Source organism: Vibrio sp. 10N.261.46.E11 (assembly GCF_041472735.1).
In the GTDB taxonomy this organism is placed as follows: domain Bacteria; phylum Pseudomonadota; class Gammaproteobacteria; order Enterobacterales; family Vibrionaceae; genus Vibrio.
The window spans coordinates 26,090-50,609 of record NZ_JBFRQW010000006.1 but is presented as its reverse complement, the minus strand read 5'-3'; the positions used below and the strand labels follow the sequence as shown (position 1 = coordinate 50,609).

Sequence of the window (24,520 nt, the reverse complement as noted above, 5' to 3'; positions counted from 1 at the left end):
ACAGCTCCATATGGTCGTTATTAGACCGTCAGAATTAAAAGCGCCGTAAGGCGCTTTTTGCGTTTAGTTGCGGTGTTTTTTGAGTTAAGTGAACGTAATACACCCCTGATGTTTGTTTAACAACAGTCGGCAACGCTGTTGTACCTATTCCCTATGGCAATAATGCAAAGTCCGCTGATTTAGCAGGCGGCACCATTACCGTTTCTATGGATGGTGGTAACAGCATTGCTATCAAAGGAAGTAAATTCAGTGCCAGTACTGGCGATGCCGGTGGCGATAAAAAGGGTGTCTCATCTGGCACCATTGAAGCTGAGGCGGAATTCATATCGGCTTCTCCTACCGTTAAATTTGAAGGCGTCGGCGTATGTCGCTTGTCCGATCAAACCGGTGCGGTCTTTGAAGGCACATTAGATAATGCAGGCAAAGCTTCGGTGGGTGGTGTCGCACCCGGAGAGTTTAACATTGATTATGGTGAAGACAGTCGTAAGCCTGCCTGACAGTGAAAAGATCAAAGCCGCATTAGAGAAGTGCCCGTTTGTGGTGGTGTCGGATTGTATTGCCGATACGGAAACCACACGCTTGGCCGATGTGGTGCTACCCGTACAAGGGTGGAGTGAAAAGTCCGGCACCGTGACTAACTCGGAGCGTCGAATTTCACGCCAACGCCGCATATTGCCAAGCCCAGGGGAAGCTAAGCCCGATTGGTGGATATTAAAAGAAGTCGCGCAAAAAATGGGATTCAAAGAGCAATTTGATTACCGTCACGAAGGAGAGATCTTCAAAGAGTATTGTGAGATGACAGCGCTTGGTAATGAAACAGGTAAAGCACGCGATTTATGCTTAATCGGGCTTACTCAGCTAGATGAGAAAGGCTATGGCGAACTCACTCCACAACAATGGCCAGTACTTGAATATCAACCAGAAATCATTGAACAGCGCATGTTTACCGATGGCGAGTTCTTTACAGAATCTGGCAAAGCGCAGTTTATTGCAGTCGAACACGACAAACCCATTGCCGACACCAGCCTTGAATTCCCACTTATCATGAACACAGGTCGAATCCGAGACCAATGGCACACCATGAGCCGCACAGGCTTGGCCGCAGGTTTAGGCGAACACACACCAGAACCCTTTGTAGCCATGCATCCAGATACGGTTGCTGAGCTTGGTTTAGATGAATTTGGGCTAGATGCCTTCAACCACGCTACTATTAATCCTGTGGTGAAAGTGCGCAGTGCACAAGGTGAGTGCCAAGCTGGTTTAGTAGTAACCAAAGAGATGCGTCGAGAGCAAGTATTCATGCCTATCCACTGGAACGCCCCAACTGCCAAAGACAGCAAACCATGTGACCTGATCTTGCCTCATACCGATGCGGCATCAGGCCAACCAGAATTCAAACATACCCCTGTGGTGGTTGAACCGTGTGGTTATCGCAGTGAAGCGGCCTTAGTCAGCGACAAGGTGATGGATTGCAGTGGCTTTGATTATTGGGTACGCCAAAGAGTGGAGGGCGGCTTTCTGTATCGCATCTCATCATCTAAGAACCCAATGGAGTTGGTGATTCAACTTGCCAACACACTCGATGCCTTACCAGAACCGAATGCAGAGGCGATTAAATCACTCCATTACCACGGCAATAAATCATTCAAGAACTACGGTTCTGCCAAGCTGGGACAGTCTGGCGTAAAGCAAGCCTTTGTGGTGAACAGTAAGCTCGACCATCAAAGCATAGACTGGCTGGTGGAATGCCTAACCCGAGAAGCCGATGAAGAGTTCGAAGCCGAGTTTTTGAGTACTATGGCGAAGTAGATAGCACTGACTGACCTAGTTACTTGATTATAAAGAATAAAGCTATCGCTGTGTTATGGCGAGAGAGGGGCATTGTTCGCTTTTCAAAAGATTATGCAACGGGTATAGTCGCTGTAGATAAATTGGCGGCTAGAAGTGGAAAATGGGCGGCTGACGGGATACCGGTCTTAATGATAAGAGTGGAACGCAAGTCAGTTCTAAAAAGCAAATTCCATAGATAGAAGCGGCCAAGTCCAACAGGTATTTATCCATTGTGCTACGACAACGGATAAATGCTGAAGAGTTATATTTTGAAGGGCATTCGATAAAATGCAAGACGAAAACAGTAGTTCTAATGTTAAAGATGTAATAGAAGCAACAACGGGGTTGGTTCAAGCTGTGCCAATATATGAAGACTTAGTTCAACCAGCAGCACGTGAAGTTGGAACTGCTTTAGGTACAGTTGCTAAGGCTGTTAATGTTGTTCTTGCTCCAATATCAATGATGGTTTGGAGTTACGATAGTATTAAAAGTTATATTTCAACAAGCGTTTCCAAAAAGTTGGAGAATGTTCCAACTGAGAATATAGTGCAGCCAAATCCCGTAGTAGCTGTGCCAGCAATAGAAGCTCTTCGCTATACGGGACATGATGAAACACTTCGGGAAATGTATGCGAATTTACTAGCTAATGCCATTGACATCGGTACTCAAGAAAACGCACATCCTTCGTTTGTTGAGATAATCAAGCAACTTTCTCCCAAAGAGGCTCTTTTGCTCAAGTGGCTGAGTGAAAAAGAAGACTATCCAGAAGTTTGTGCTGCTTGTTCTCGACAGACTATTCGAAGTGGTTGGGGGCATGTTGATGGTTTGCAAAGTAGTGGTTCGGAAGGGCTTATAAAAAGTCGCTTTGTCGAGTTTTGTGAGGACTTCACAATAGATCTGGATATTGAAGCGGCTCTAGACAATTTTAGGCGTTTGTTAATACTTGATGTTGGTAAGAGTAGTGTGCAGGAACTACGAGACAGCTTTGTAGATTTCGACTCAATGAGCGTTAGCGAAAGTCTTGAATTAGAAGTAAGGAAAGATGAAAGACTATTTTTCACATCTTTCGGGGTGAAATTCGTCAATACCTGTGTTACCAACAAAATATAACTAATAAGGATTAAGGTGTCACGCAGCCAACACGAAACCCCAAGTGTTGAACAAGCTCGAAGCCTCTTTATTAAGTAAATTGTACGATTGCACTTGAAAGGCACACCGCTTTGAGGTTCTCTCAATGCGAGTGAGGCCCAAATAAGGTAGCGATAACAATCTTATTATTCATTTAGCCATTTTCCTGTTTCTTTCGTCGTCACATCTCCTCTGATTTCGAAAATGCCATTCTCTTTATTTTCGATGCCTTTCGGCTAGGTTAAAGTCACCATCAAATTATGAACTGACATCACTTGTGATAATGGGAATCAATCGCACTAACTATTTACCTTGCAAGTTTTGACTGGTAAGGTGTTGTTAAAGATAGGGTTATCGTATTTTAAGTTGGTTTGCTCTATGGAGGAGGAACAATGGGAAGTGGCAAAAAGAATATTTGGCTTGAGTCTGATTCGATTGTAACAAGGAAGAGCCCTAAGCCTCTTAAGCTTAATACGTTAGAAAACATCTACGTTAAAGAGCATGACATCAAAAGTAAAATCACAAGGTCGTTCTTTATTGCGGTTGTGTTTAGTTTACCTATTTTCCTTTTTCGTCCACTTGCTGGTATTGGTGTGTTTTCCATAATTGGCATCGTTGGATGCCTTTTAACCAAAAAGTATGAGTGACGTGTCGGTGTTTTCAATAACGATGACCTTGGTGTTGTAGAGTCTGGGTTATATTCGTCAAACGAACGCGAGGAACTCGATGAAATAGTAAGGCTCGTGATGGAATATAAAACAGGCAAGTAATAAAAAATAAGGATTAATATGATGCGTTACGCTCGGCGGTTACGCTCGGTGGTTACAGTAAGAGTACCGTGTACTTGGTTGGCTCTGTGGGCTCACCTTCTTACGGGCGTTAGGATTGATATTGATTATTGACACATATAATAAGTTGGTTGGTCAAAAAAATGAAACAAGCTGTAGAAATGAAGAAATTTAACTTACCTATTACAAAGGTAGGTGCCGGAATTGCCGTTGCTTTTGTTCTCTTTAGTTCAGTTTATACTGTTAATGAGGGGCACATTGGTATTGTTAAGCGCTTTAGTGAAGCTAAAACACAGGTAAGCCCAGGCTTACACTTCAAAGTACCGTTTATCGACAGCGTTGAAGAAATTGAAGTTCGAACACGCAAGAATGAAGAGAAAATGGCCTCTAGTACAAAGGAGCAGATGCCAGTTACTGTCGTCGTATCCGTTAACTGGACGGTAGATAAATCTGCAGCGTTAGATCTTTTTAGACAGTATGGCGGTCTTCCGCAATTTGAAGCTCGTATTCTTGACCCTAGGTTTAGGTCGGCAACCAAGGATGTTATTCCCAAGTATGATGCAGAGCAGTTAATTCAAGATAGAGCGAGTGCTATTCAGGCGATTGAATCCAATTTAATTGAAGAAATGGCCGCGTTTCCAGTAAGCGTAGATAATATACAGATTGAAAATATAGCCCTACCCCAAAAATACCTTACCTCAATCGAAACGAAGCAGACTGAGAAAAACTTAGCAGCTGCCGAGAAACATAAACTGGCTAGACAAAACTTAGAAGCTCAAAGAGCCGTAAATACGGCAAAAGCCGAAGCTGATGGTATTGAGCTTATCGCTATAGCTGAAGCTAAGGCGATTAAGTTAAAAGGTTTTGCTGAAGCAGAAGCTATTAATGCAAAGGCCAAAGCTCTTGGGGATAACCCATTAATCATTAAACTGACCGAAGCTCAAAATTGGGACGGAAAGCTACCAGCAACAATGTTGGGCGGTGAAAATATGCCGATTTTAGATATGAGAGCTAAGTAGCATTAGAGAATTAAAGGTAATCCTAATTCAGAAGGGGTGAGATGTTGCACAGTCAGCATTTACCCCTGAAGCTTGCATAAGCCCAAAGTCACTTTGTTAAGCAAACTGTACGATTAGGTTTGAAGGAAGCGTCGCTTAGAGCTTCATGAGACTTTTTAGTTTCACCACCTCCGGGGAAACACGCTTAGGACTACAACGTCAGTATTTGTAACTGCTGTGGTGGACACTGAAAACTATCCTCAAGCTCTGCTTGAGTTTCTCGACTATCGAGGCTGTTCAGTGAGTCCGACATCAAGTGAGCTGTAGCCTTTTTTAATATTTCATTTTGCTCTGGTGTTATTTGTGGGGCTTGAGGAGTGACCCTCTTTCTTGCCTTACCCACTTATCCATTGTCGGTTTACAACCCCATGGTTTTTGCGGCTTCAACAACAGTGTAGTTTTTGTAGAGAACAAGTAGCACTGCTTCGAATTTAAATTCCGCACTTAAAGTACGTCTGGTTCGCTGGCCATAATTTTAACTGTCATGTTATGAGACGTATCTTAACACTTCTAATCAGGCGGCCAAATTCACTATGCCATTACACCCCAAGCTTTATAAGAAGCTTGGATGGTAGATGAAGGATTTTCAATTAAATTATATTGATTAAATAGAAAATAATTATGTAGGAAATCATATTAAAGTAAGAGTTTGTAATGTTTTTAATTTTTGCTGTTTGTTTCAACGAAAATTATATCATAGCTGTTAACTTTAACTTTCACTTTCACTTTCACTTTCACTTTCACTTTCACTAGTGTTGATGGTCTATTTAATTTTTTGTATTTAATGGTTTAATGGTTTAATGGTTAACAGTAAAAAAATCAACTATCGCTCAGCAATAAAAAGTATAGATATTCTATTGAAAATCAATGGTGTTCAATATGTGCAAAGCGCTAGTGTTAATTCGGAGGAACAGCTTAAAAAAGAACTGGATTGCATCTCAAAGATGCATGGTATAAAGGTTGTTACCAAGACATCTAAATTAAAGAAAATTGCTGATTTTCAGTTACCAATAGCGTTTGAAAATAAAGATGGTGTCTACGCCATTTTAGCTCAGGTATCTGAGCAAGAAGCTTTGATTCAACGGGTGTCTTGCTCCAACCCAGATATTATCTCATTGAGCGAATTGGAAAGTATGTGGAGTGATCATGTAATTATATTGAAGAATTCTCTTACAAGGTTTGACATTAAATGGTTTATCCCAGAATTGGTTAGATATAGAAGACTAATTGTAGAGGTTATGCTCTTTTCTTTGGTTTTGCAATTTCTGGCTTTAATCACTCCTCTTTTCTTTCAAGTGGTTATGGATAAAGTATTGGTGCATAGAGCGCTGTCAACACTTGATGTATTGGTAATAGTTCTAATTGTGGTCGGAATATTTGATGTGATTCTCAGGGGATTACGGGAATACTTGTTCGCTCATACTGCTAATAGAATTGATATCCGGCTTGGCATTAAGCTATTCAGACATCTGCTGGGGTTGCCATTACTCTATTTTAAAAGCAGGCAAGTGGGAGCAATTGTAACAAGGGTTCAAGAGCTTGATAGCATACGTGACTTCTTAACGGGATCATTGCTCACGTTGTCAGTTGATGTTCTGTTTACATTTGTTTTTTTTGGAGTCATGGCATGGCTTTCAATGGATCTAACCCTGGTTGTCCTAGCGGTTCTGCCTTTCTATTTTTTGCTTGCTTGGGGAACGACTAGACCACTGCAAAAACGTATTGAAGATCAGTTCCAGACATCAGCTGCCAACATGTCTTTTCTTAACGAGTCTGTGAGTGGAGTAGAGACGATCAAAAGTCTTGCTGTTGAACCGAGAATGCAACGAAATTGGGAGAAGCAGACTAATGATATGGTTACGGCAGGCTTTAAAACACAGACTTTGAATACCTTTGTTAATCATGGCGTAATGCTGTTACAAAAAATGTCCGGTGTACTGATTATCTGGATAGGTGCACATAAGGTGATGTCACTTGAACTGACGATAGGACAACTGATTGCTTTTAACATGATGGCGTCCCATGTTAACCAGCCTGTGGCTAAGCTGATTGAACTGTGGCAGCAGTTTGTTCAAACCCGCGTGGCAATAAATAAACTTGGAGATATGTTGGATCTTCCTGTTGAGCAAAAACAGGGTGATGAATCTCCTGCTACTTCTCTTAGAGGAGAACTGCGCCTCAACAATATTTCATTCCGTTATCAACCTGATTTACCCATGGTGTTAAACAACATCGACCTGCATATAAAACCGGGCCAAACCGTTGGTATTGTCGGGCCTTCAGGTTCGGGAAAAAGCACTCTGACGAAGTTATTGCAAAAGCTCTATACACAGGACGAAGGAGAAATATTGATTGATGATCTTTCCATAACAGACGTATCTCCTTCTTACTTGCGTAGCCAGATAGGTGTCGTTTTACAAGAGAACTATCTGTTTAACGCCACTGTAAGAGAGAATATAGCGATCCGTGATGTAGCGGTACCACTGGAAGATGTCGTCAAAGCGGCGACACTGGCAGGTGCTCACGATTTTATACTGCAACTTCCCCTTGGGTACGACACGGTAATTGCAGAAGGAGGGAGCTCATTATCCGGAGGGCAGCGTCAGCGGCTGGCGATTGCCCGGGCGTTAATCGCTGACCCCAGAATTTTGATTCTTGATGAAGCAACCAGTGCGTTGGATGATGAGTCTCAGGCCATTATTCAAAGTAATATGGCAAATATTGCCAAAGGCAGAACAGTTATCAGCATTGCTCATAGGCTATCAACCGTCCGGGATTGCGATCGCATTATTACGCTAGAAAAAGGAGAGATTACAGAAATGGGGAGCCATTCAGAACTGTTGTCTTTGCAAGGCTGTTATGCACGCTTGTGGAATTTGCAGCAAGAGTTAGCAGAGGAGAAGGTGTAAATGAGTTGGTTCTCTGGGTTCCGTTTTATGAAACGAAAAGTGGTCGGTGCTAATCAGCGTTCAACTGATGAGTTTGAATTTCAGCCAGGTCACCTTGAAATCATTGAACGTCCTCCCTCTCCTTGGGCAAGGAGTAGTGCTTTGGTGATCTGCCTGTTGTTATTTATTGTCATTGCGTGGTCTGTTATAGGCAGATTGGACATCCATGCTAGTGCCGCTGGCCGCTTGTTGGTCTTTTCCCACTCTAAAATTATTCAGTCACTGGAAACGGGAGAAGTTGCAGCAATCCATGTACGTGACGGTCAATCGGTGCAGCAAGGTGATGTGCTGATTAGTCTTAACTCTGTCGGTGCTGAGGCTGAACTTCAGCGCCTTCAAAACCAAATAAATTATCAGCTGTTGGAAAAAACACGCTTAACGGCATTACTTTCTGATGAACCGGTGGTTTTTTTCTCTCAGGCTGCTAAAGGTAAATCGACACCACAGCAGGTAGAGCTCACAGAGAAACACTTACAGAGCGTATGGAAAGAAGTATCTGCCCAGTTAAGAAATTATGAAAGCCAAGTTTCGGTTAATCGTGCCAGTCAGCAGAAAGGAGAAATAGAAGTAAAAGCACTTGAACGGCTGGCAACCAATATCCGTTACCGGCTGCGCGCCCAGCGCGCTCTGGAAGCGAACAAGCTCTTAGCAAAAATGGAGTTGTTAGAAAAAGAAAAAGAGTTGATTGAAGTGGAGCGCTTACTATCCAGTCAGATGGCAGAAAATAGAGTATTAGACGCTCAATATCAAAACCTTAGTGAACAAAAAACTAGTTATTTGGCAAAGGTAAAGCGTGAATATTATCAGCAGCTTACGCAAGTTGATGCTTCCATTGCGCTTATTGAGCAGGACTTGATTAAAGCGAAAGAAAAATCAAGGCTACAGGTTTTAAAAGCGCCAGTAGATGGGGTAGTACAACAATTAGCGATTCACACAATCGGAGGAGTGATAGAGCCGGCGAAGCAACTGATGGTTATCGTGCCTGATGATAGCGCTATAGAGGCTAAAGTGATGGTGCTGAACAAAGATGTAGGATTTGTTCAGGCCGGACAACACGTAGAGATAAAAGTGGATGCTTTTCCTTATACTCGTTATGGCACCATCAGTGGTGTTGTAGCCCATATTTCGAAAGATTCGGTAGAAGATGAAAGGATGGGTTTGGTTTTTCCGGCACGTATACAGCTGAATCAGAACTATATCGTAGTTGAGGAGAGTGAGAGTAAACTGCAGGCAGGAATGAGTGTGACCGGCGAAATCAGAACCGGAAACCGCAGAGTTATTGATTACCTGTTAAGCCCGCTACAACAATACCAATCTGAAGCATTGAGAGAGCGATAGATCTATGGTTGCTGTTTATAAAGTAGATATGAGTCAGAAAGAAACAGCGATGCAGGCTGTTACTTATGTGGCGGGACATTTTAATCTTTCCGTTGAACCAGAACAGTTAGTACACAAACTAGGCACAGCAGGGAAAAAGGTTAGCGGTGATGAGTTGTGTCGTATTGTCCGCTGGACTGGTCTTCGGGCGAAACGAATTAGCACTAACTTTGAACGTCTAGAGTACTTACCGACTCCGGTTTTGCTGAACACAAGCCAGGGGTGGCTGGTGCTGAAAAGAGTAAGTAAAGAAAGAGTAACTCTTTACCATCCTGCAATAGATAGTAGCCGGCAATATCCGAAAACATTATTGAGCCAGTATTGGGATGGGGAGAGCATCCTTATATCTGAGGTTAAGGAACATCATAAGGCTCATAAGTTTGGCTTTCAATGGTTCCTGCCTTCCATCCGCAAGCATGTAAGCCAGTTTAAAGTAGTGTTGATAGTGTCGTTAATGTTGCAGCTTATTGCACTGGTTACTCCAATGCTGTTTGAAAATGTAATTGACAGAGTATTAGTCAGCCGAAGCCTAACCAGTCTGGAAGTTCTAGGTTTTGCTATGCTGATGCTGGCTATTTTTGAACCAGTATATGGGTTTATACGCTCTTGGTTGTTTTCCAATCTTGCCAGTAAAGTAAATTCTGAACTGTCAGCCCGGCTGTATCAACATTTGATTGATCTTCCCTTAAACTATTTTCAACAGCGTCAGACCGGACAAATTATCGCCCGAGTTAAGGAGATGAACCAGATACGGCAGTTCCTCACTGGGTCTGCATTAACCATGTTGCTGGATTTAATTTTCATCGCCCTTTTTGTCGGAGTGATGTTCAGCTATTCCCCTAAGCTAACCTGGCTGATTTTAGGTTCATTGGTGCTGTATTTCATATTCTGGCTTGCAGTAGGGCCAGGTTTGAGAGCTCGCGTAACCAGAGAGTACGAACTCTCGGCAGATAATACGGCCTTTTTGGCAGAATCAGTCACTGGGATTGAGACAATTAAAACCACAGCGACAGAAGAAAAATTTCTTCAGCGTTGGGAGAAACAGCTGGCGAGCTTTATCAGGGCCGCATTTAAGGCAAAAATGGTTGGTATTTGGGCCGGGCAGGGGATTGGCTTGATTCAGAAGCTGACTTCTGCACTGCTGCTATGGTGGGGAGTGACTCTTGTTATGGAGGGGCAGTTAAGTGCGGGTGAGTTGGTCGCATTTAATATGCTATCCGGTCATGTTACACAGCCTATTTTGAGGCTCGCTCAGGTCTGGCAGGACTTTCAACATACTCTGATTTCTCTTCGGCGGGTCGGGGACATTCTGGATGAAAACACTGAAAGCGGTTCTTCAGGTTTAGCATCTGTTCCGAAGTTGAGCGGAGAAGTGAGCTTTTCCAATGTGCGTTTTCGTTACAGTGAAGATGGAAAAGAGATTCTGCGCAATCTGAATCTGGATATTAAGGCTGGTGAATTTGTAGGTGTGACAGGCCCTTCCGGTTCGGGAAAGTCCACTTTAACTCGATTACTGCAGCGCCTGTATGTACCTCAGAACGGGCATATTCTAATTGACGGAATTGATTTGGCTATTGCTGATCCGGTAGCACTTCGACGCAACATGAGTGTTGTTCTGCAAGAAAGTATTCTCTTTTCCGGCACCATTTCTGAAAACATCAGTCTTTGCCGCCCGGATGCCAGCATAGAAGAGATAATGCTGGCTTCCACCATTGCTGGTGCTGATGGTTTTATCCGTGAAATGGCCGGTGGTTACGACAGTCAGGTAGGCGAAAAAGGTAGCCTCCTTTCGGGGGGTCAACGTCAGAGAGTTGCCCTTGCCCGAGCATTACTTACCAACCCCCGAATATTGTTACTTGATGAAGCTACAAGCGCTCTCGACTATGAGTCAGAGGCGGCCATTATGTCCAACATGAGTGAAATATCACATGACAGGACAGTAATCAGTATCGCGCATCGCCTGAACACCATTCGTCATGCAGACCGGATTTTGGTGATTGATCAGGGGGGTATTGTTGAACAAGGCACACATGAGGAACTGATTCTCAAAGGTGGAATATATTCAGGCCTATGGAAAAAACAAGCCGGAAGTTGATCTCGCTTTGTTATTTACTCTAAAAATGCCGCATGTAACACGTCAGTTTTGTGTGGGTGATGTTTCGTTAACCCAAATGGATAAGGGTTCTTAAGTTGATGGTGTTTTTGTGTAAGGAAGCCAGAAACCCTGCTACAAGGTATTCATAATATGAGTTCAAGTAGTTTAAACAATGCCATTCAGGCATCGTTTCAGAAGCATTTTAACCGTGCTTTAATTCAGGCAGTGACAGAGTCTGTAACCTCTGGTAAGGACAGTCTTGATCCCAATTTAGCGATTAAGGCAATGGAGCTTGCATTAGAGGAGAATGGTGTAAGTAAAAGTGCCGTTGATGCGGTAGCGCTGCTTAAAACCGATCAAAAAGTGATCGATCAGTTTGACCAGTTCGATAAAGTGCTGAGCAGTAATAAAGCTTCTTCATCTTCAATCGATCAAACTAAGTTTAGTCGAATTCAATTGAGTAAAAGCGAGTTCGATAACCTAGCAAAAAGTATCAAAAAAGGGACTAATTACAATATACCGAGTGAAGTGGGTAAAACGGCTGCTGGATTTGGCAGTACCGCATGGAGTGTCAAAGGTAAATGGGGTGAATTTAAAGATGCCTCAAGGGCGCTAAATATAGAAACAGAGTTGAACAAGGCACTGCAGGAATTTGACAATCTTCCTTCCGAATATAAAACAGAGTCTTTTGAAAAACTTTTCGCTAAGCGTCATCCTCCAGTCAAAATTGAATTGAATGGAGAAACCATTACCAAAACGACACTTTCTCCAAAGCAAAAAGCGCTTAAACGTATTGAAGGTGCACTTGAACAGTCTGATAACTACATCAAAGAGGTAAATGCTAAGAGTGTTCCCGGGCAGGATTTGCTATCGAAAGCGGGGGGGTATGGTAAGAAAGTCTGGGCTGTTGGAGGGCCTTTGACAAACATCGGTAGTGGTGTATCTACTGCTGTTAGTGCACAGGGTGGCGTAAATAAAATTAGGGATTTATACGAAAAAGGTATCATTTCGGAGAGTGAGTATAAAGCAAGAAAAGCTCAGCTTGATTTAACTACAGCATCAGGGGCGCTAACCATTACTTCCGGAGTTGTCGAAGGCTCGAAAACAATAGTAACCCAAATTGTCAAGCACACTTCGAAAGGAATTGCGAATACTGCTGCAAAGAGTTTCGCAAAAATCGCCCCTGGTATTGGGGATATGCTGGCTATTGGCATGTCTTCAATTTCTTTAGCTAAGAATGCTATCTCGGCTGACCAGGCAAGAAAATCAGGAAATACTGGCCGTACGGCTGTGTACGGAACCATGGCTGCATTGGATGGAGTCAATGTCGTTTTAAACAGTGTGGCTCTTGCGTTGGAGTTTGTTCCTGGAGCCGGTAACGCGTTATCTTTTGCCATCAATATGGTTTCAGTGGCTGTTGAGTTTATTAAGTCTACGATAGAGCAGTTTGCTAGTCTATTTGATAACCGTTCAGAAGCGGAGAAAGTTAACGAGAAGTTTACTCAACTGGTTGAATCTGATGCTTTTAAAAAGCATGTTGATGTACTGGCAGATGACTTTAAGAAGCAAGGCTACGATATTTTTGAATATGTTACCGACTCTAAAAGCACAGGTGTTAAAGGCTCCGATTCCGCTCATAACAAAATACCAGTGAAAAAAGTACTTCGTTTATTAAGCGACGGCATGTTTAAGAAAAGCTTTGATAAATTAAAAAAAGCTTATGTCGACACCAGTTACAAGGATGGTGATTATCACGGTCTAAATGGTGATGATCTTATCCAGATTCTTGGCGGTGGTAACCGTAATTTATACGGTGAAGGCGGTGACGATATTATCATCGACGCTAAAGGCAACAGTAAACTGGATGGTGGTAAAGGTAATGACTATCTGGATGGCGGTGCTGGTGTGGATAAGTTCTATGGCGGAGATGGTGATGATGTCGTTAAATTCCAGCCGGCAATTGATAAATCTGCTGATGGTGGCGTAGGCAAAGATACTCTTAAAGTGAACTTTGGCAATGGTGATCATATCTCACTGCGCTCAGGACAAATGCAACATCAGTTAGGTGGTGTTCACCTTGATCTGGAAAATAAACAGGCGGGTGTTGGTCTTGGAAAAGACAGCATTGTTGATACAGCCAAGCATTCAGTAAGTGCTCCGTCTAACCTGACCAGTTACTTTACCGGTAGCGATGGTGTAAAAGCATCGGCTCAGCTTGAGTCATTGATGAGCCGTGGTTCCTCATCTATAGGCAATTATGCCGATTTAGTTAAAGCGGCTAAAGGGCATCAGCTATGGCAGTTAGCCAATACTGGAAACGGTGTCCGCTATTACACTGACGGTGAACGAATCTATAAACAGAACGCAGATGGTTCAGTTCATCAGGGGCAGTTCTCTATCAAAGGGATTTCCGATTCAGTGGTAAGCTGGTCTGGGGATCACCGTACAGCCAATGTATCGAACGGTAATGAAGTAGAGGCATTATTGTACCTTTCATTCTCAAGTACTGATTGGGTGAAAAACTTCGAAAACGGAGACGTAAAACTTTCTGGCTCTTCGTTAGCTAATATCTATGGTGATAGTCAGGACAATATGATCCGCATTGGTTCTGGTGGATTTGCAGCAGTGGATACAAGAGATGGCAATGACACAATTGTACTTGAGGCGGATAGTCTTCGTGTAAACGACTTTAATAATAACTTTATTTATAGGAATGCGATACAAGGGGGCGATGGCTACGATTCATTAGTTCTTAAGAACATTAATACAAACAATACCCCTTATCATAATAAGTATCATGCCTATTATCTAGTTGATCATCGTCATAAATCACTTCGCAAGTTTGGTGACAATGCCGGTCACTCTTATGGTCACAAAGACTACAGAATGGTTGCGGTTGATGGCATAGAATCTGTGGTACTAGATGACTCTGCTGCATCGGGTGTAAGGGGAGCAACAACCCTCGATGCTTCTGCGCTTGGTAAAGGAATGACTTATGTAACTAACCTTGAGCGCCAGGCCGATATCGTGACTTCAAAGCATGACGATAAGGTCAAAGTTAATTCAGCGGCGAATGGCAGCCAGTTCAGAAGTTCCGGGGGCCAGGATATCCTCGATTTTGGCGGATACCAAAAAGGTGCCGTTAAAGTGAACTTGGAAAATGGTCAGATACACGGAAGTCTTACAGGGTTGGTGCATAACTTTGATAATGTCTTCGCTTCTAGGTATAGCGGTGACGTACTGACAGGCAGCAGCCGGTCAAACACATTGGTTGCTCAGGGTGGTAGTGATACTTTGTTCGGCATGGGCGGTGATGATCATCTGGTTTCCCGTCAGGGAACTCACACTCTGATAGGCGGTGAAGGCTCAGATCTCTATACCGTAACGGGGCATGTAAACAGTGCTTCAGTCTCTATTGTTGCTCAGGCTGACTCCAAAGGAAAAGTGACTATTATGGTCGACTTTGGTCAGGGAATGAAAACCCTACAACCGGGTAAACATAACCTGAATGTGCTTGGCGTTGATAAGTCTACACTCACCCTTTTATCAGGGCTGACACTTCAAGACAGTGCAGGTAAAGATGTGAGCAACAACGGATTGATTTCTGTTGTTGATAATCAGCTTGTAGTTAATACTCAAGGGCATTTTTCTAACCTAAAAGCGAATGAGAAAGTTCAGCTTTCTGCTGGTTATAAATCAGCGGGTTCGGTTACCCGTATTGATGAGTCTGGCATTAATAATGTACTTCGCCTTGGTGGTATCAAAGACATCAATGATATTCAGTTTGCACTGGATAAAGACAATAATCTTGTTATAAAAAATAAGCAGGGACAGGATGTGATTGTTGATGTTCAGTTCGGTCGCGAGTTCTCAGCCGGTAAAACAACGTTAGCAGAGTTAAGTAGTAACTTTGTGAAGCGTTTCCCTCAAATTAATCTGCTGAGTACCCAGAAGAGCTTGGATATGGCTCAGTTCAATACCAAGCTATCGATATTTGTAAACTCTCTGAAAGGTCATGAACTTGCGGTGAATGATCGTATTATTCAAAGCCAGTCTAAGCAGTCGACCATCAACAGCAAGCTAGGGGATGACATTATTGTTGCTGACGGTTTTGCAGGAAACAAGGTTGATCGTATAGACGCAGGGGCGGGAGACGACATTATTCTTGCTAACCGCAAGTGGAAGGGGCTTACATCGAACGACAATCCGCTCTCTACAACTATTGTTGCCGGGGCCGGCAGCGATACAGTGGTGCTGGGAGATGACAGCCGCAGCATTTTTGTTGACTTTACTACTGGTGCTCAGGAAGGGGATAAAGATACTCTGGTTCTGAATTATGCGGATATGAAGGGTATTGCCTTTATGTCTTCAGGTAACCGACTAAGTGATGTAACCATCGTATCAAGAAAAACGAACCGCTCGTCACTTATCAAAGGTATGCCAGCTAAGTTAGCCATTAAAGCAAATGGGAATACCTACATAACTGATAATGCAGCGCAGATCAGTGATATCTTAACTGGAAAAACACCGTTCTCTCCATCTGTTTTTACTCACTATCTGGATAAGGATGGTAATCCGTCCCTAAACCTAGAGTCGGTTAACAGCAACGGCCTTAGAGTCTGGATGGGGAGTACTAAGCACGGATTGCATATCAGGCTGCAAGGCAACAACAACCGAACACTAGCTACTTTCGACTTCTCGAATATTAACCACTCTAATATCAATAAAGCTAGCTTAATAAAAGGAATTGCCGCAAATACTCAGGGGAGCCTGAAGTTCGGTGATAAAACGCTAACGGGTAAAGAGGTTCACTCTTATCTGCAAACACTTCTTTCTGACAGTAGTAAGGTTCATCTTGAGCCGGGTTTGACTCTTACCGACAAACAAGTAGTTGTTGAACAACCTACAAAAGATAAGGGTAAGGAAGAACAGATACGTATTACCAATGCGTCCTTTGAACATGGCAGCTACAAAAATGTTCAGGATTGGTTTAAGCATGGTGATGCTGGTGTGTTCTTCAATAAGGATCATCACAAAAAAAATGCGCATGGCAGTAAAGCACTACATCTCTCAGGTGGTGAAAGAGTCACGCAAACCTTACACCATGAAATTCTTGATACTTCTGCAGATTACAAATTGAAAGTTAATATAGCTAGTGTAGCCAATATAAGATCAATGTTTTCTGTTCGTCTTCTGGCGGGGATTAAGGCCATTGGGGCAGTTACGTTCAGCCCTCAACAATATTGGGATAGTGTCGGTGGTGACTGGAAAGAGCTAGAAATGCATATAGATGGCTCAAGGTTCAAAGGAACTAGGTACGAAAACCAGAAGTTGTCTATTCAGCTCGTTCAAGGGAAAAGCGACCGCCCATTTCAGGGGGGAAAGGCAGAGACAGCTTTTGATAACGTGCGTTTATCCAAACTAACGGGCGCAATGGCGACTTTTGGTAAAGATGCAACATCGGTTGATGGCAGTAGTACCAGAGGCACAACCTATACGTTTAAGAGCCTGATAGCACCACCGCAGGTTTAGTAAACACAAAACGGCTCTTCTGTACCGGAAGAGCCTTAATCACCTTGTTTATTAATTAAAATCGGGAAAAAAATGAAAATTAAATTATTAGCTTCGTTAGCCCTGCTTGGCAGTACACTTACTTATGCGCAGGACGCTCCTTTAACTGCGGAAGCTATCTCCGCTGCTCAGGTAAGCAGTGCTCAGAAATCTGAGACTTATACCTATGTTCGCTGCTGGTATCGGCCACATACTTCTCATGACGATCCTGCCAGTGAGTGGGAGTGGGCTTTAGATAGTGATGGCGATTACTACAAATTAGATGGGTATTGGTGGTCGTCAGTATCATTTAAGAACATGTTTTACACCGATGTTGCTCAATCCACAATTATGCAACGTTGTAAAGAAACCCTGGGCGTAAATCACACTGCTGCAGATATCACTTTCTTTGCTGCCGATAACCGTCTTTCGTACAACCAATCAATTTGGACAAATGATAAAGTTGGTCAATCTTCGAAGATAAACAAATTGGTTGTGTTTGGAGATAGCCTTTCTGACACAGGAAATATGTTTAATGGTTCGCAATGGCTTTTCCCGAACCGCAACTCATGGTTTTTAGGGCACTTTAGCAATGGGTTTGTCTGGACGGAGTACATTGCGAGAGACAAGGATATTCCCGTATATAATTGGGCAGTAGGTGGTGCTGCCGGAAGTAATAAGTATATAGAATTAACGGGGGTTAAAGACCAAGTAGAATCCTACCTTGTTTATCGAAAATTAGCAAAAAACTATAAACCAGAGAATACTTTGTATGCCGTCGAGTTTGGTATTAATGATTTTATGAACTATGGCCGAACTGTCAAAGCTGTTAAAGAAGACTTTACTAAAGCTTTGAACCGTATGGTTGACAAAGGTGCAAAAAATATCCTGCTAATTACTTTACCGGATGCGACAAAAGCTCCGCAGTTTAAATATGAGAGTGAAGAGAAGGCGGCAACTGTAAAAAGTAAAATTCTAGCTTTTAATAAGTTCATTCGTCTACAAGCCAAACAATACCCTCAGATTAATGTTGTTTTATATGATGCCTACGAGTTATTTGAGAAAGTAACGAATAAACCTGAAGAGTATGGTCTAAAAGTAGTCTCTGAGCCTTGCCTCGATATTAATCGAAATTCTGCTCGTGATTATTTATTGTCACATAGCTTGACCCGAGATTGTGACCGCTATGGTTCCGATAAATTTGTATTCTGGGGAGTGACACATCCTACGACAGCGATGCACAAACTGATGGCTAATGAACTAATTAAAACTTCTTTTTATAGTTTTAATTTCAAGTAAAATATGTGTATATAAATATATAGGGGCTACGTTTATGCCCCTCATATTTATTAATTTATTTACTAGGAATAAAGACACAAAACCGAGCTCCTCCTAATGGACTCTCACTAAGTTGGATTGTCCATCCCATTGCTTTTGCTGCGTTTACAGCAATAGTCAAACCAAGTCCAAAGCCTCCTTTGTTAGTATTCCTGCTTTCGTCTAGTTTGTTAAAGGCAACAAAAACGTCGTTCCTTTTATCCTTCGGAACTCCAGGGCCATCATCATCGATAGTCAATGTAATCGATTGAAGGCTATAAGTTAAAGAAACATCGATTTGGCTACTGGCGAACTTTACAGCATTACTGATTATGTTATCAATTAATAGTTGGGCTAATATCCTATCACCATTAACGTAGAGGCATTTTTCAGGGGTTTTTATGTTAAACCGAGAATCCCAGTAAATTTCTAATCTTTTCCTAACAAATAAATTTATATCTATTTCTTCAAATGTTAGTTGTAATGAATCAGAGGTTGATTCACTTACTTTAGCTACTGTTACAATGTCACTTATAAGGATATTTAAATCATTGATATAATTATCAATTTTATCAAATTTTTTTCTTATATTTTCGGGGGCTGACTTTCTACTAATATCACAAGTAAGTTGAATTCTAGAAAGAGGTGTACGTATTTCATGAGATATAGCTTGAGTGAAAATATTTGATTGGTTGATTTTTTCTTTAATTTCACACGCCATCTGATTAAAATCTTGTGCCAGTACCGAAATAGGGTGAGGCACTCTTTCGTTTGCCCTTGCGTTTATATCTCCGTTACCAAACTCTTTGCATTTCTCCCTCAGTGAGTCTAAATGTTGCTCCAATTTTCTCATTTGAAGATAAATAAGAAACCCTAGGATAATGGCTATACCCAAGTATAAGGATAGAATGGTGAGTCGTTCCGTGTCTTGATACCAATTTATTTCCGGAGAGAAAAATCTTTTGTTCTCACTAATCAAAATATAGTTTATGCTATAAGGCAGCTTGAAGACTGCCGAGTACAGGCCATCAGAGTTTAAAAAAACTGGTACTTGGTCGAACTCACCTATAAAGCTACACTCAATACATGTGTATTCCCCACTTTTGTCGTCAATAGCTTCAATTTCGAAAATATAAAATGATATTTTCTTTTTTTCTATAAGTTTTCCTCGTAAATTTAAATGGTCATCGTTTTTTGAGCTTACCAGATATTCATCTACCATAAACTTTGCATCGGCCACAAAATTATCTGCTTCTGTAGAGTAAATAAGACCACTACCAACAACTATAATAATGGAACTTGTTAGTGTAAGGGTCAGTATTAAGCCTAAATAAATCTTAAAGAATTCTGATTTGAATTTTTTATTTTTCAATAAGTACATACCCCTGATTTCGAATTGCTCTGATTTCTAGGTTTACAATCTCTTGGGTTCTAAGTTTTTTTCTCAATCCAGAAATACGCATATCAATTGTTCTGTCATGATTGCTGTAAGCTATACCTCTCAATGATCGGCTACACCTTTCTCTGGAAACAATATTTCCTATGCTATTATATAAAACCTCAAATACATCAAACTCCGATTTAGTAACAATTATTTCGGTAGTTCCCAAAAAAATTCTTTTAGAATAAGTATCTATCTGTACTTGAGAGGTCGTAGTTGAATCTGATAAACGTCGGTCTAAACGTCGGTCTAAACGTCGAATAATTGCATCTATCCGTGCTAGAAGAACTTCGCCTTTAAATGGTTTAGTTATATAATCGTCAGCCCCATACTTGAGAAGCATAACTTCACTACTTTGTTCAACGGACGCAGTTAAGATTATTAACGGACCCTTATAAAAAATTCTAGCTTCCTGACAAATAACAGCACCATTGACACCCGGTAACATCAAATCTAGTAGCACCACATCTGGCTTTAATCGTGTAATTGCTTCGATAGCACCTAGACCATCATAGACTGTGTATACCAAAAAACCTTCTTCTGAAATATATTCTTTAATTAGATCTGAAATAACCAGATCGTCTTCTATAACAAGAACGGTATTTTTCAAATCAACCTCTAACTAGACTTGTTTTCCATGTAAATGTTTATATTGGATAAATGTATCTTTACAATAATACCGATTTGTAAAAAAAAAACAGGAAACAAGTTCACAAATTATAACTAAGGGAAAAAAGTACAAAAGAAAAAATGCATGCAACTATTATTATCGGTCTGATTTTAGATGATTATTGATAGTCACTACTTTATCCATACTATTACTTTATTCTAATTGTCCTATGAAGAAAGTGTAGTAGCATAGTTAATTTTTCTACCTAATTAGAGGTGTTAAAATAAAAATTGTACACTAGGTAAAATTATGAAAAAACGTACGATGAGAACTTTTAGTCCCGAATTTAAACTAAAAGCTGCTTATTTAGTCACTGAACAAGGTTACTTTATGACTGAAGCTGCGAGTACTTATCCATGAACCCCACTCAGCAAGTAATAGCTCAGCAGGCGCAAGAACCTTAGCAACTATCGTAACGAATGCAGGTATCAATCTTAGGCGCTACAGAGAAATTAAGTTTATGAAGCAACTTGGATTGTTCAGTTGTCAGCTACCGAAACATTGATATAACCTTAAGCCCAAAAGCATGTAGAAATTCCCAACCATCTTGATAGGCAGTTCGCAGTAACAACTCCAAATCAGGTGTAGGTTAGTGATGTTAATTACATCTGAACTGGAAATTGCTTGGCTGAATCAGCTGTTGTTGATTTACCGATTGGCTAGTTAACTCACTATCATTAGAAAAGATTTGCAAAGCTCTTCCATGATTTATGAGCGTCGTGATAAGTCAAGAAGGGTGATATTTTATAGTGATCAAGGCAGTCATTATACAAGCAGGAAATATCAACAAACACTATAGTGCTATCAGATAAAATAAAACTCGTCTCGAAGAGGAAATTGTTAGGATAGCGCTCCATCAATTCTATTTAAAGTGGCACACTTCAGCGTTGAGGTACAGTTCCTCAATGTTATCTGATTCAAAAGTCTGCTGTTTGATCAAGCTAATGGCGAGGCTTATTGGCATAGGTTTATAGAAGTAGAAGCCTTGGATGTAGTCGACGCCTAGTTTCGACAAGATCTTCAGTTGTGACTCGTACTCAACGCCTTCAACTATGACTTGCATGCCTAAGGTACGTGATAGCTGAAGCATGGATTCTAATAGTGGGATACCAAAACTGGATTCGTCGGATATGTTTTTTACGAACACACGATCAATTTTGAGAATACTGAACGGAAATTGCCTTACAAAATCTAATCCAGCGTAGCCAGTACCAAAGTCATCTATGGCAATTCTTACACCAAGATCACATAGCTTTTGCAAGTTGTCCTTAATTTTGATCATATCGGCATCAGAACACTCACCATCCTCTGTCACCTCGAAAACCACTTGCTTGAGAATCTCAGGGTGCCTTTTAAAGATGCTAATCACTTTATTAGTGAAGTTACTGTTGGATACAACGTTTCGGCTGATGTTGACGCTGATGTACTTTGATGCAAACACCTCTTGATTGCTTTTCAATGTCGTTAACACTTCATGCAGAACGAAATAGGTCAACTTCTCAATCAAGCCTAAACTTTCAGCCAATGGAATGAAAATAGCAGGGGAGACGTTACCTTCAATTGGATCGTTCCATCTCAATAGTGACTCACAGCCTACGATCTTATTGGTGCTTTGGTTAACGATAGGTTGCATGTGAACATGTAGGTGTTTGTTTTTGAGTGCGCTAGACAGCGAATATTCTAAGCTACGTTGGCTCTGCTTTTTATGTTTGAAGGAAACGCGAATAATGGTCGTAATTCCCGCCATAAGGAAACCAAACCATAAGTTATTCAGCATGAAGTTAATATAGTACTGATTACCAATGTATGAGGTGACGGCAAATGGGTAGATGTCTGATTGTATCCGCACTGTCGCGTTGTATAAGCCGAGGTCGGTAGGGTGAATGTCTCTTTTGATAACCTCAACTTTAGAGTTAATGCCCTGGCTACTCAAGTTAGCCTCTACAAGCTCAAAGATGAAGTGCGGAGGAATCATCAGGCTCACTCCTGAGCCTTCCTTAGTCGAGAATATCAGCATGATGGATTGCACCTTACTAATCGCTGAGTTTGAATACGATAAGGTGGTTAAATTCGGGGCTTCATTGAGCCGTTGCCTGATGGTGTTGTATAAGCGAAATGAAACCTCACCATCGGTGGTTGAACAGTAAAATCGGTTCTCTTTGTTGAACACCGCGGCTTCTTTCACCCAATCGGCTTCAAAAACGCTTTGTCGAAGTTGTCTAACAATCGCGTCGCAAGGCTGATCTGGGGTAATTTCAGATAAAAAACGGTCGAATCTTGATTGGATTCCTTCTAACCTCGTTTCTACTAACCTTGATGTGTCTTCGGTTAACGTTTGGTAATGAGACGGTGTTAAAGGAATGAGCAATGCCATAAAAAAAAAGAAAGAAATGGCAAAGAAGAACGAAGTTTTGGCAAAATGCTGGTACTTGATATCCATATTAAGAGAAGCGTGACCGATTGGTGTGTGAATGCAACTTAATTTATAAATTTAACGATCACGTAGCAATAGTAATAATAAATATTGTGAATGTGCGCATGAATTATTGATAAAGATAATATGTTTTCGATTTTTACCAGCGAAATCTTGATGTTATCTCGTTTTTTCTTTGTTGTGGGATCCATATTTTGCATGATTCATACGTATAACAAGCGCTTATATCCGGATAAATTTTGATGTTATTTGCTTAAAGATCGAAAGATATTTAAATATTGAGCCATGTTTAAACTAATTAGCTGATATGGTCACAAGTTAAACAAGGCTATAAGGAAATGTCATTGCCCCTTCCATGGGTGACAATATTTAGGATGTTTATGAAAAGATTGATATCAGTAATTGCATTCGCTTTGCTGTCTGGTTCTGTATTAGCAGATGAACAGGCTGTTGATTGCGAGAATGCGATGAATACCATAGAAATTAACCACTGTGCGTCGATTGAGTTGGAATCGGCAACAACGGAGCTTGCTCAATACCTTGAAGCGAGCTTTGAACACAATGCTTATGATGAGGAATTGGTGGGTTCCATAAAGGCCGCTCAAGAGAGTTGGCAAGCTTACATGACAGCCCATTGTGACTCCGTGTATACCCAATGGCGCGATGGTTCAATTCGTGGCTTGATGGCGCTTTCTTGCAAAAGCAAACTCACCAAACAAAGAACACATGAGGTGTGGGATAACTTCTTAACCTATATGGATAGCACACCGCCCGTTTTGCCAGAACCAGAATAGAAAGAATTAGGATCGAAAAGGGCAAGGTTATTTAACCTTGCCCTTTGTTACTTTTAACTGTTGATTAGAGCTGTAAGGAAGCGCTTTAAATGGCTTTTACGCTGCTTCGTTCAACTAACGTTGGCTCTAACTCAACAACCTGCGGATACGCATCAGGTGTTTTGAGTCGGTTCAAGAGAGTATCTACGGCCGCTTTACCTAAACGGTGCTTTGGCTGGTGGATAGTGCTCAATGCTGGGGTCATGTATTTTGACAAGTGGATGTCATCGTAACCAATGATCGAAAGATCGTTTGGAATCGATGTGCCATCTTGAGCCGCAGCGTGAATCACACCCATTGCCATCATGTCATTACTCACGAAGATTGCTGACGGCATTACGCCTCGGGTCTTTAGTGTTTGGTATGAGTCAAAGCCGCCATCGCATTCGAAGTTGGATTCAACAATCCATTTAGGATTGATCTCTAGCTTTGCTTCTTCCATTGCTTGCTTGAAGCCTTGATAACGAGAGGAGGCTTGATTGCGATGCAGTGGGCCGGTGATACAACCAATCTGAGAGTGGCCGTTGTCTATCAAATGCTTGGTCGCCATGTAGCCACCTTGGTGCGAGTTGTCTTGGATCTTATCACTCGCGAACAGCATTGGACCCCAGTCCATGACCACAACAGGTAGTTCTGGATAGCGTTCAAATACGTCAATATGCTGCCCTTCAAGGGTTGAACACATCAACATCAAGCCATCGACACGCTTTTGCAACAAGGTGTCGATAGATGACTTCATACGGTCGCTGTCGCCTTCGGTGTTACACAAGATAAGGTTGTAGCCTTTCTCATAACAACGACGTTCAACACCTTTTACTACTTCGCCAAAGAATGGGTTTGTAGAGGTAGTAACCAGCATACCCAAGGTTTTGGTTTGCTTCATTTTCAAGCTGCGAGCCAATGCAGACGGCGCGTAGTTGAGTTCTTTAGCCGCACTGTTAACACGCTCAGCTATCTCTTCACTGACAAAACGTGACTTGTTGATCACATGGCTGACGGTTGAAGTAGAAACCTTTGCTAGCCGAGCGACGTCTTTCATTGTTGCCATAAA

Annotated in this window: 13 protein-coding genes and 4 pseudogenes; 12 read left to right on the top strand and 5 right to left on the bottom strand. The window is 41.6% G+C overall.

All coding sequences use genetic code 11. The features are described 5' to 3' along the window. Positions 1-104: 104 nt before the first annotated feature. The 5 genes and pseudogenes from AB4407_RS02960 to AB4407_RS02940 all read left to right on the top strand — a co-directional run. Positions 105-488 (top strand): annotated as a pseudogene (locus tag AB4407_RS02960) (DUF4150 domain-containing protein); the annotation flags it as partial. Further along, positions 478-1,809, top strand: a pseudogene (locus AB4407_RS02955) (molybdopterin oxidoreductase family protein); the annotation flags it as partial. The pseudogenes AB4407_RS02960 and AB4407_RS02955, both read left to right, overlap by 11 nt. Positions 1,810-2,118: 309 nt before the next feature. Beyond that, complete coding sequence (locus AB4407_RS02950; protein ID WP_372118469.1) at positions 2,119-2,940, top strand: DUF4393 domain-containing protein; 822 nt, start codon at positions 2,119-2,121, stop codon at positions 2,938-2,940. A 410-nt stretch (positions 2,941-3,350) separates the two neighbouring features. Further along, positions 3,351-3,605, top strand: coding sequence for a hypothetical protein (locus tag AB4407_RS02945; protein WP_372118467.1), 255 nt, complete (start codon positions 3,351-3,353; stop codon positions 3,603-3,605). A gap of 284 nt (positions 3,606-3,889) precedes the next feature. Further along, positions 3,890-4,765, top strand: a complete 876-nt coding sequence (locus tag AB4407_RS02940) for a prohibitin family protein (RefSeq protein ID WP_372118464.1) — start codon at positions 3,890-3,892, stop codon at positions 4,763-4,765. Positions 4,766-4,966: 201 nt separating this feature from the next. Here AB4407_RS02940 and AB4407_RS02935 read toward each other — a convergent pair. After that, positions 4,967-5,225 (bottom strand): annotated as a pseudogene (locus tag AB4407_RS02935) (IS3 family transposase); the annotation flags it as partial. Between the two features lie 379 nt (positions 5,226-5,604). On the opposite strand from AB4407_RS02935, the gene AB4407_RS02930 reads away from it, so the two are divergent. The 5 genes from AB4407_RS02930 (at position 5,605) to AB4407_RS02910 (ending at position 18,073) form a co-directional block, all read left to right on the top strand. After that, positions 5,605-7,713, top strand: coding sequence for a type I secretion system permease/ATPase (locus AB4407_RS02930; protein ID WP_372118462.1), 2,109 nt, complete (start codon positions 5,605-5,607; stop codon positions 7,711-7,713). Beyond that, entirely contained in the window at positions 7,714-9,090 is a 1,377-nt protein-coding gene (locus tag AB4407_RS02925; protein ID WP_372118459.1) for an HlyD family type I secretion periplasmic adaptor subunit, read from the top strand. Between the two features lie 4 nt (positions 9,091-9,094). Then, positions 9,095-11,224: a type I secretion system permease/ATPase gene (locus AB4407_RS02920; RefSeq protein ID WP_372118457.1), complete on the top strand. Its 2,130-nt coding sequence runs from the start codon at positions 9,095-9,097 to the stop codon at positions 11,222-11,224. Positions 11,225-11,374: 150 nt separating this feature from the next. Further along, entirely contained in the window at positions 11,375-16,756 is a 5,382-nt protein-coding gene (locus AB4407_RS02915) for a hypothetical protein (RefSeq protein WP_372118454.1), read from the top strand. Positions 16,757-16,828: 72 nt separating this feature from the next. Then, the gene (locus AB4407_RS02910) at positions 16,829-18,073 is read left to right on the top strand and encodes an SGNH/GDSL hydrolase family protein (protein ID WP_372118452.1); all 1,245 of its coding nucleotides are present in this window, start codon (positions 16,829-16,831) and stop codon (positions 18,071-18,073) included. Between the two features lie 55 nt (positions 18,074-18,128). On the opposite strand, the gene AB4407_RS02905 is transcribed toward AB4407_RS02910, so the two are convergent. Together AB4407_RS02905 and AB4407_RS02900 are read right to left on the bottom strand one after the other, a co-directional pair. Beyond that, the gene (locus AB4407_RS02905; RefSeq protein WP_372118450.1) at positions 18,129-19,463 is read right to left on the bottom strand and encodes an ATP-binding protein; all 1,335 of its coding nucleotides are present in this window, start codon (positions 19,461-19,463) and stop codon (positions 18,129-18,131) included. Beyond that, complete coding sequence (locus AB4407_RS02900; protein WP_372118447.1) at positions 19,453-20,142, bottom strand: response regulator transcription factor; 690 nt, start codon at positions 20,140-20,142, stop codon at positions 19,453-19,455. Before AB4407_RS02900 ends, AB4407_RS02905 begins: the two co-directional genes overlap by 11 nt. Before the next feature lie 394 nt (positions 20,143-20,536). Here AB4407_RS02900 and AB4407_RS02895 point away from each other — a divergent pair. Next, positions 20,537-20,787: pseudogene (locus tag AB4407_RS02895) on the top strand (IS3 family transposase); the annotation flags it as partial. Positions 20,788-21,064: 277 nt separating this feature from the next. Here AB4407_RS02895 and AB4407_RS02890 read toward each other — a convergent pair. Beyond that, entirely contained in the window at positions 21,065-22,642 is a 1,578-nt protein-coding gene (locus AB4407_RS02890) for an EAL domain-containing protein (protein WP_372118445.1), read from the bottom strand. 374 nt (positions 22,643-23,016) lie between these two features. Between AB4407_RS02890 and AB4407_RS02885 the strand changes: the two genes are divergently transcribed. Then, entirely contained in the window at positions 23,017-23,430 is a 414-nt protein-coding gene (locus AB4407_RS02885; RefSeq protein ID WP_372118443.1) for a lysozyme inhibitor LprI family protein, read from the top strand. 85 nt (positions 23,431-23,515) lie between these two features. Here the strand turns inward: AB4407_RS02885 and AB4407_RS02880 are convergent, their stop codons facing one another. Then, entirely contained in the window at positions 23,516-24,517 is a 1,002-nt protein-coding gene (locus AB4407_RS02880) for a substrate-binding domain-containing protein (RefSeq protein ID WP_012600807.1), read from the bottom strand. Positions 24,518-24,520 lie beyond the last annotated feature (3 nt).

Excerpts from the sequence above, each read along its gene's own strand:
- AB4407_RS02950 (WP_372118469.1), top strand. The coding sequence starts at position 2,119 with ATGCAAGACGAAAACAGTAGTTCTAATGTTAAAGATGTAATAGAAGCA.
- AB4407_RS02945 (WP_372118467.1), top strand. The coding sequence starts at position 3,351 with ATGGGAAGTGGCAAAAAGAATATTTGGCTTGAGTCTGATTCGATTGTA.
- AB4407_RS02940 (WP_372118464.1), top strand. The coding sequence starts at position 3,890 with ATGAAACAAGCTGTAGAAATGAAGAAATTTAACTTACCTATTACAAAG.
- AB4407_RS02930 (WP_372118462.1), top strand. The coding sequence starts at position 5,605 with ATGGTTAACAGTAAAAAAATCAACTATCGCTCAGCAATAAAAAGTATA.
- AB4407_RS02925 (WP_372118459.1), top strand. The coding sequence starts at position 7,714 with ATGAGTTGGTTCTCTGGGTTCCGTTTTATGAAACGAAAAGTGGTCGGT.
- AB4407_RS02920 (WP_372118457.1), top strand. The coding sequence starts at position 9,095 with ATGGTTGCTGTTTATAAAGTAGATATGAGTCAGAAAGAAACAGCGATG.
- AB4407_RS02915 (WP_372118454.1), top strand. The coding sequence starts at position 11,375 with ATGAGTTCAAGTAGTTTAAACAATGCCATTCAGGCATCGTTTCAGAAG.
- AB4407_RS02910 (WP_372118452.1), top strand. The coding sequence starts at position 16,829 with ATGAAAATTAAATTATTAGCTTCGTTAGCCCTGCTTGGCAGTACACTT.
- AB4407_RS02890 (WP_372118445.1), bottom strand. The coding sequence starts at position 22,642 with ATGGATATCAAGTACCAGCATTTTGCCAAAACTTCGTTCTTCTTTGCC.
- AB4407_RS02885 (WP_372118443.1), top strand. The coding sequence starts at position 23,017 with ATGAAAAGATTGATATCAGTAATTGCATTCGCTTTGCTGTCTGGTTCT.
- AB4407_RS02880 (WP_012600807.1), bottom strand. The coding sequence starts at position 24,517 with ATGGCAACAATGAAAGACGTCGCTCGGCTAGCAAAGGTTTCTACTTCA.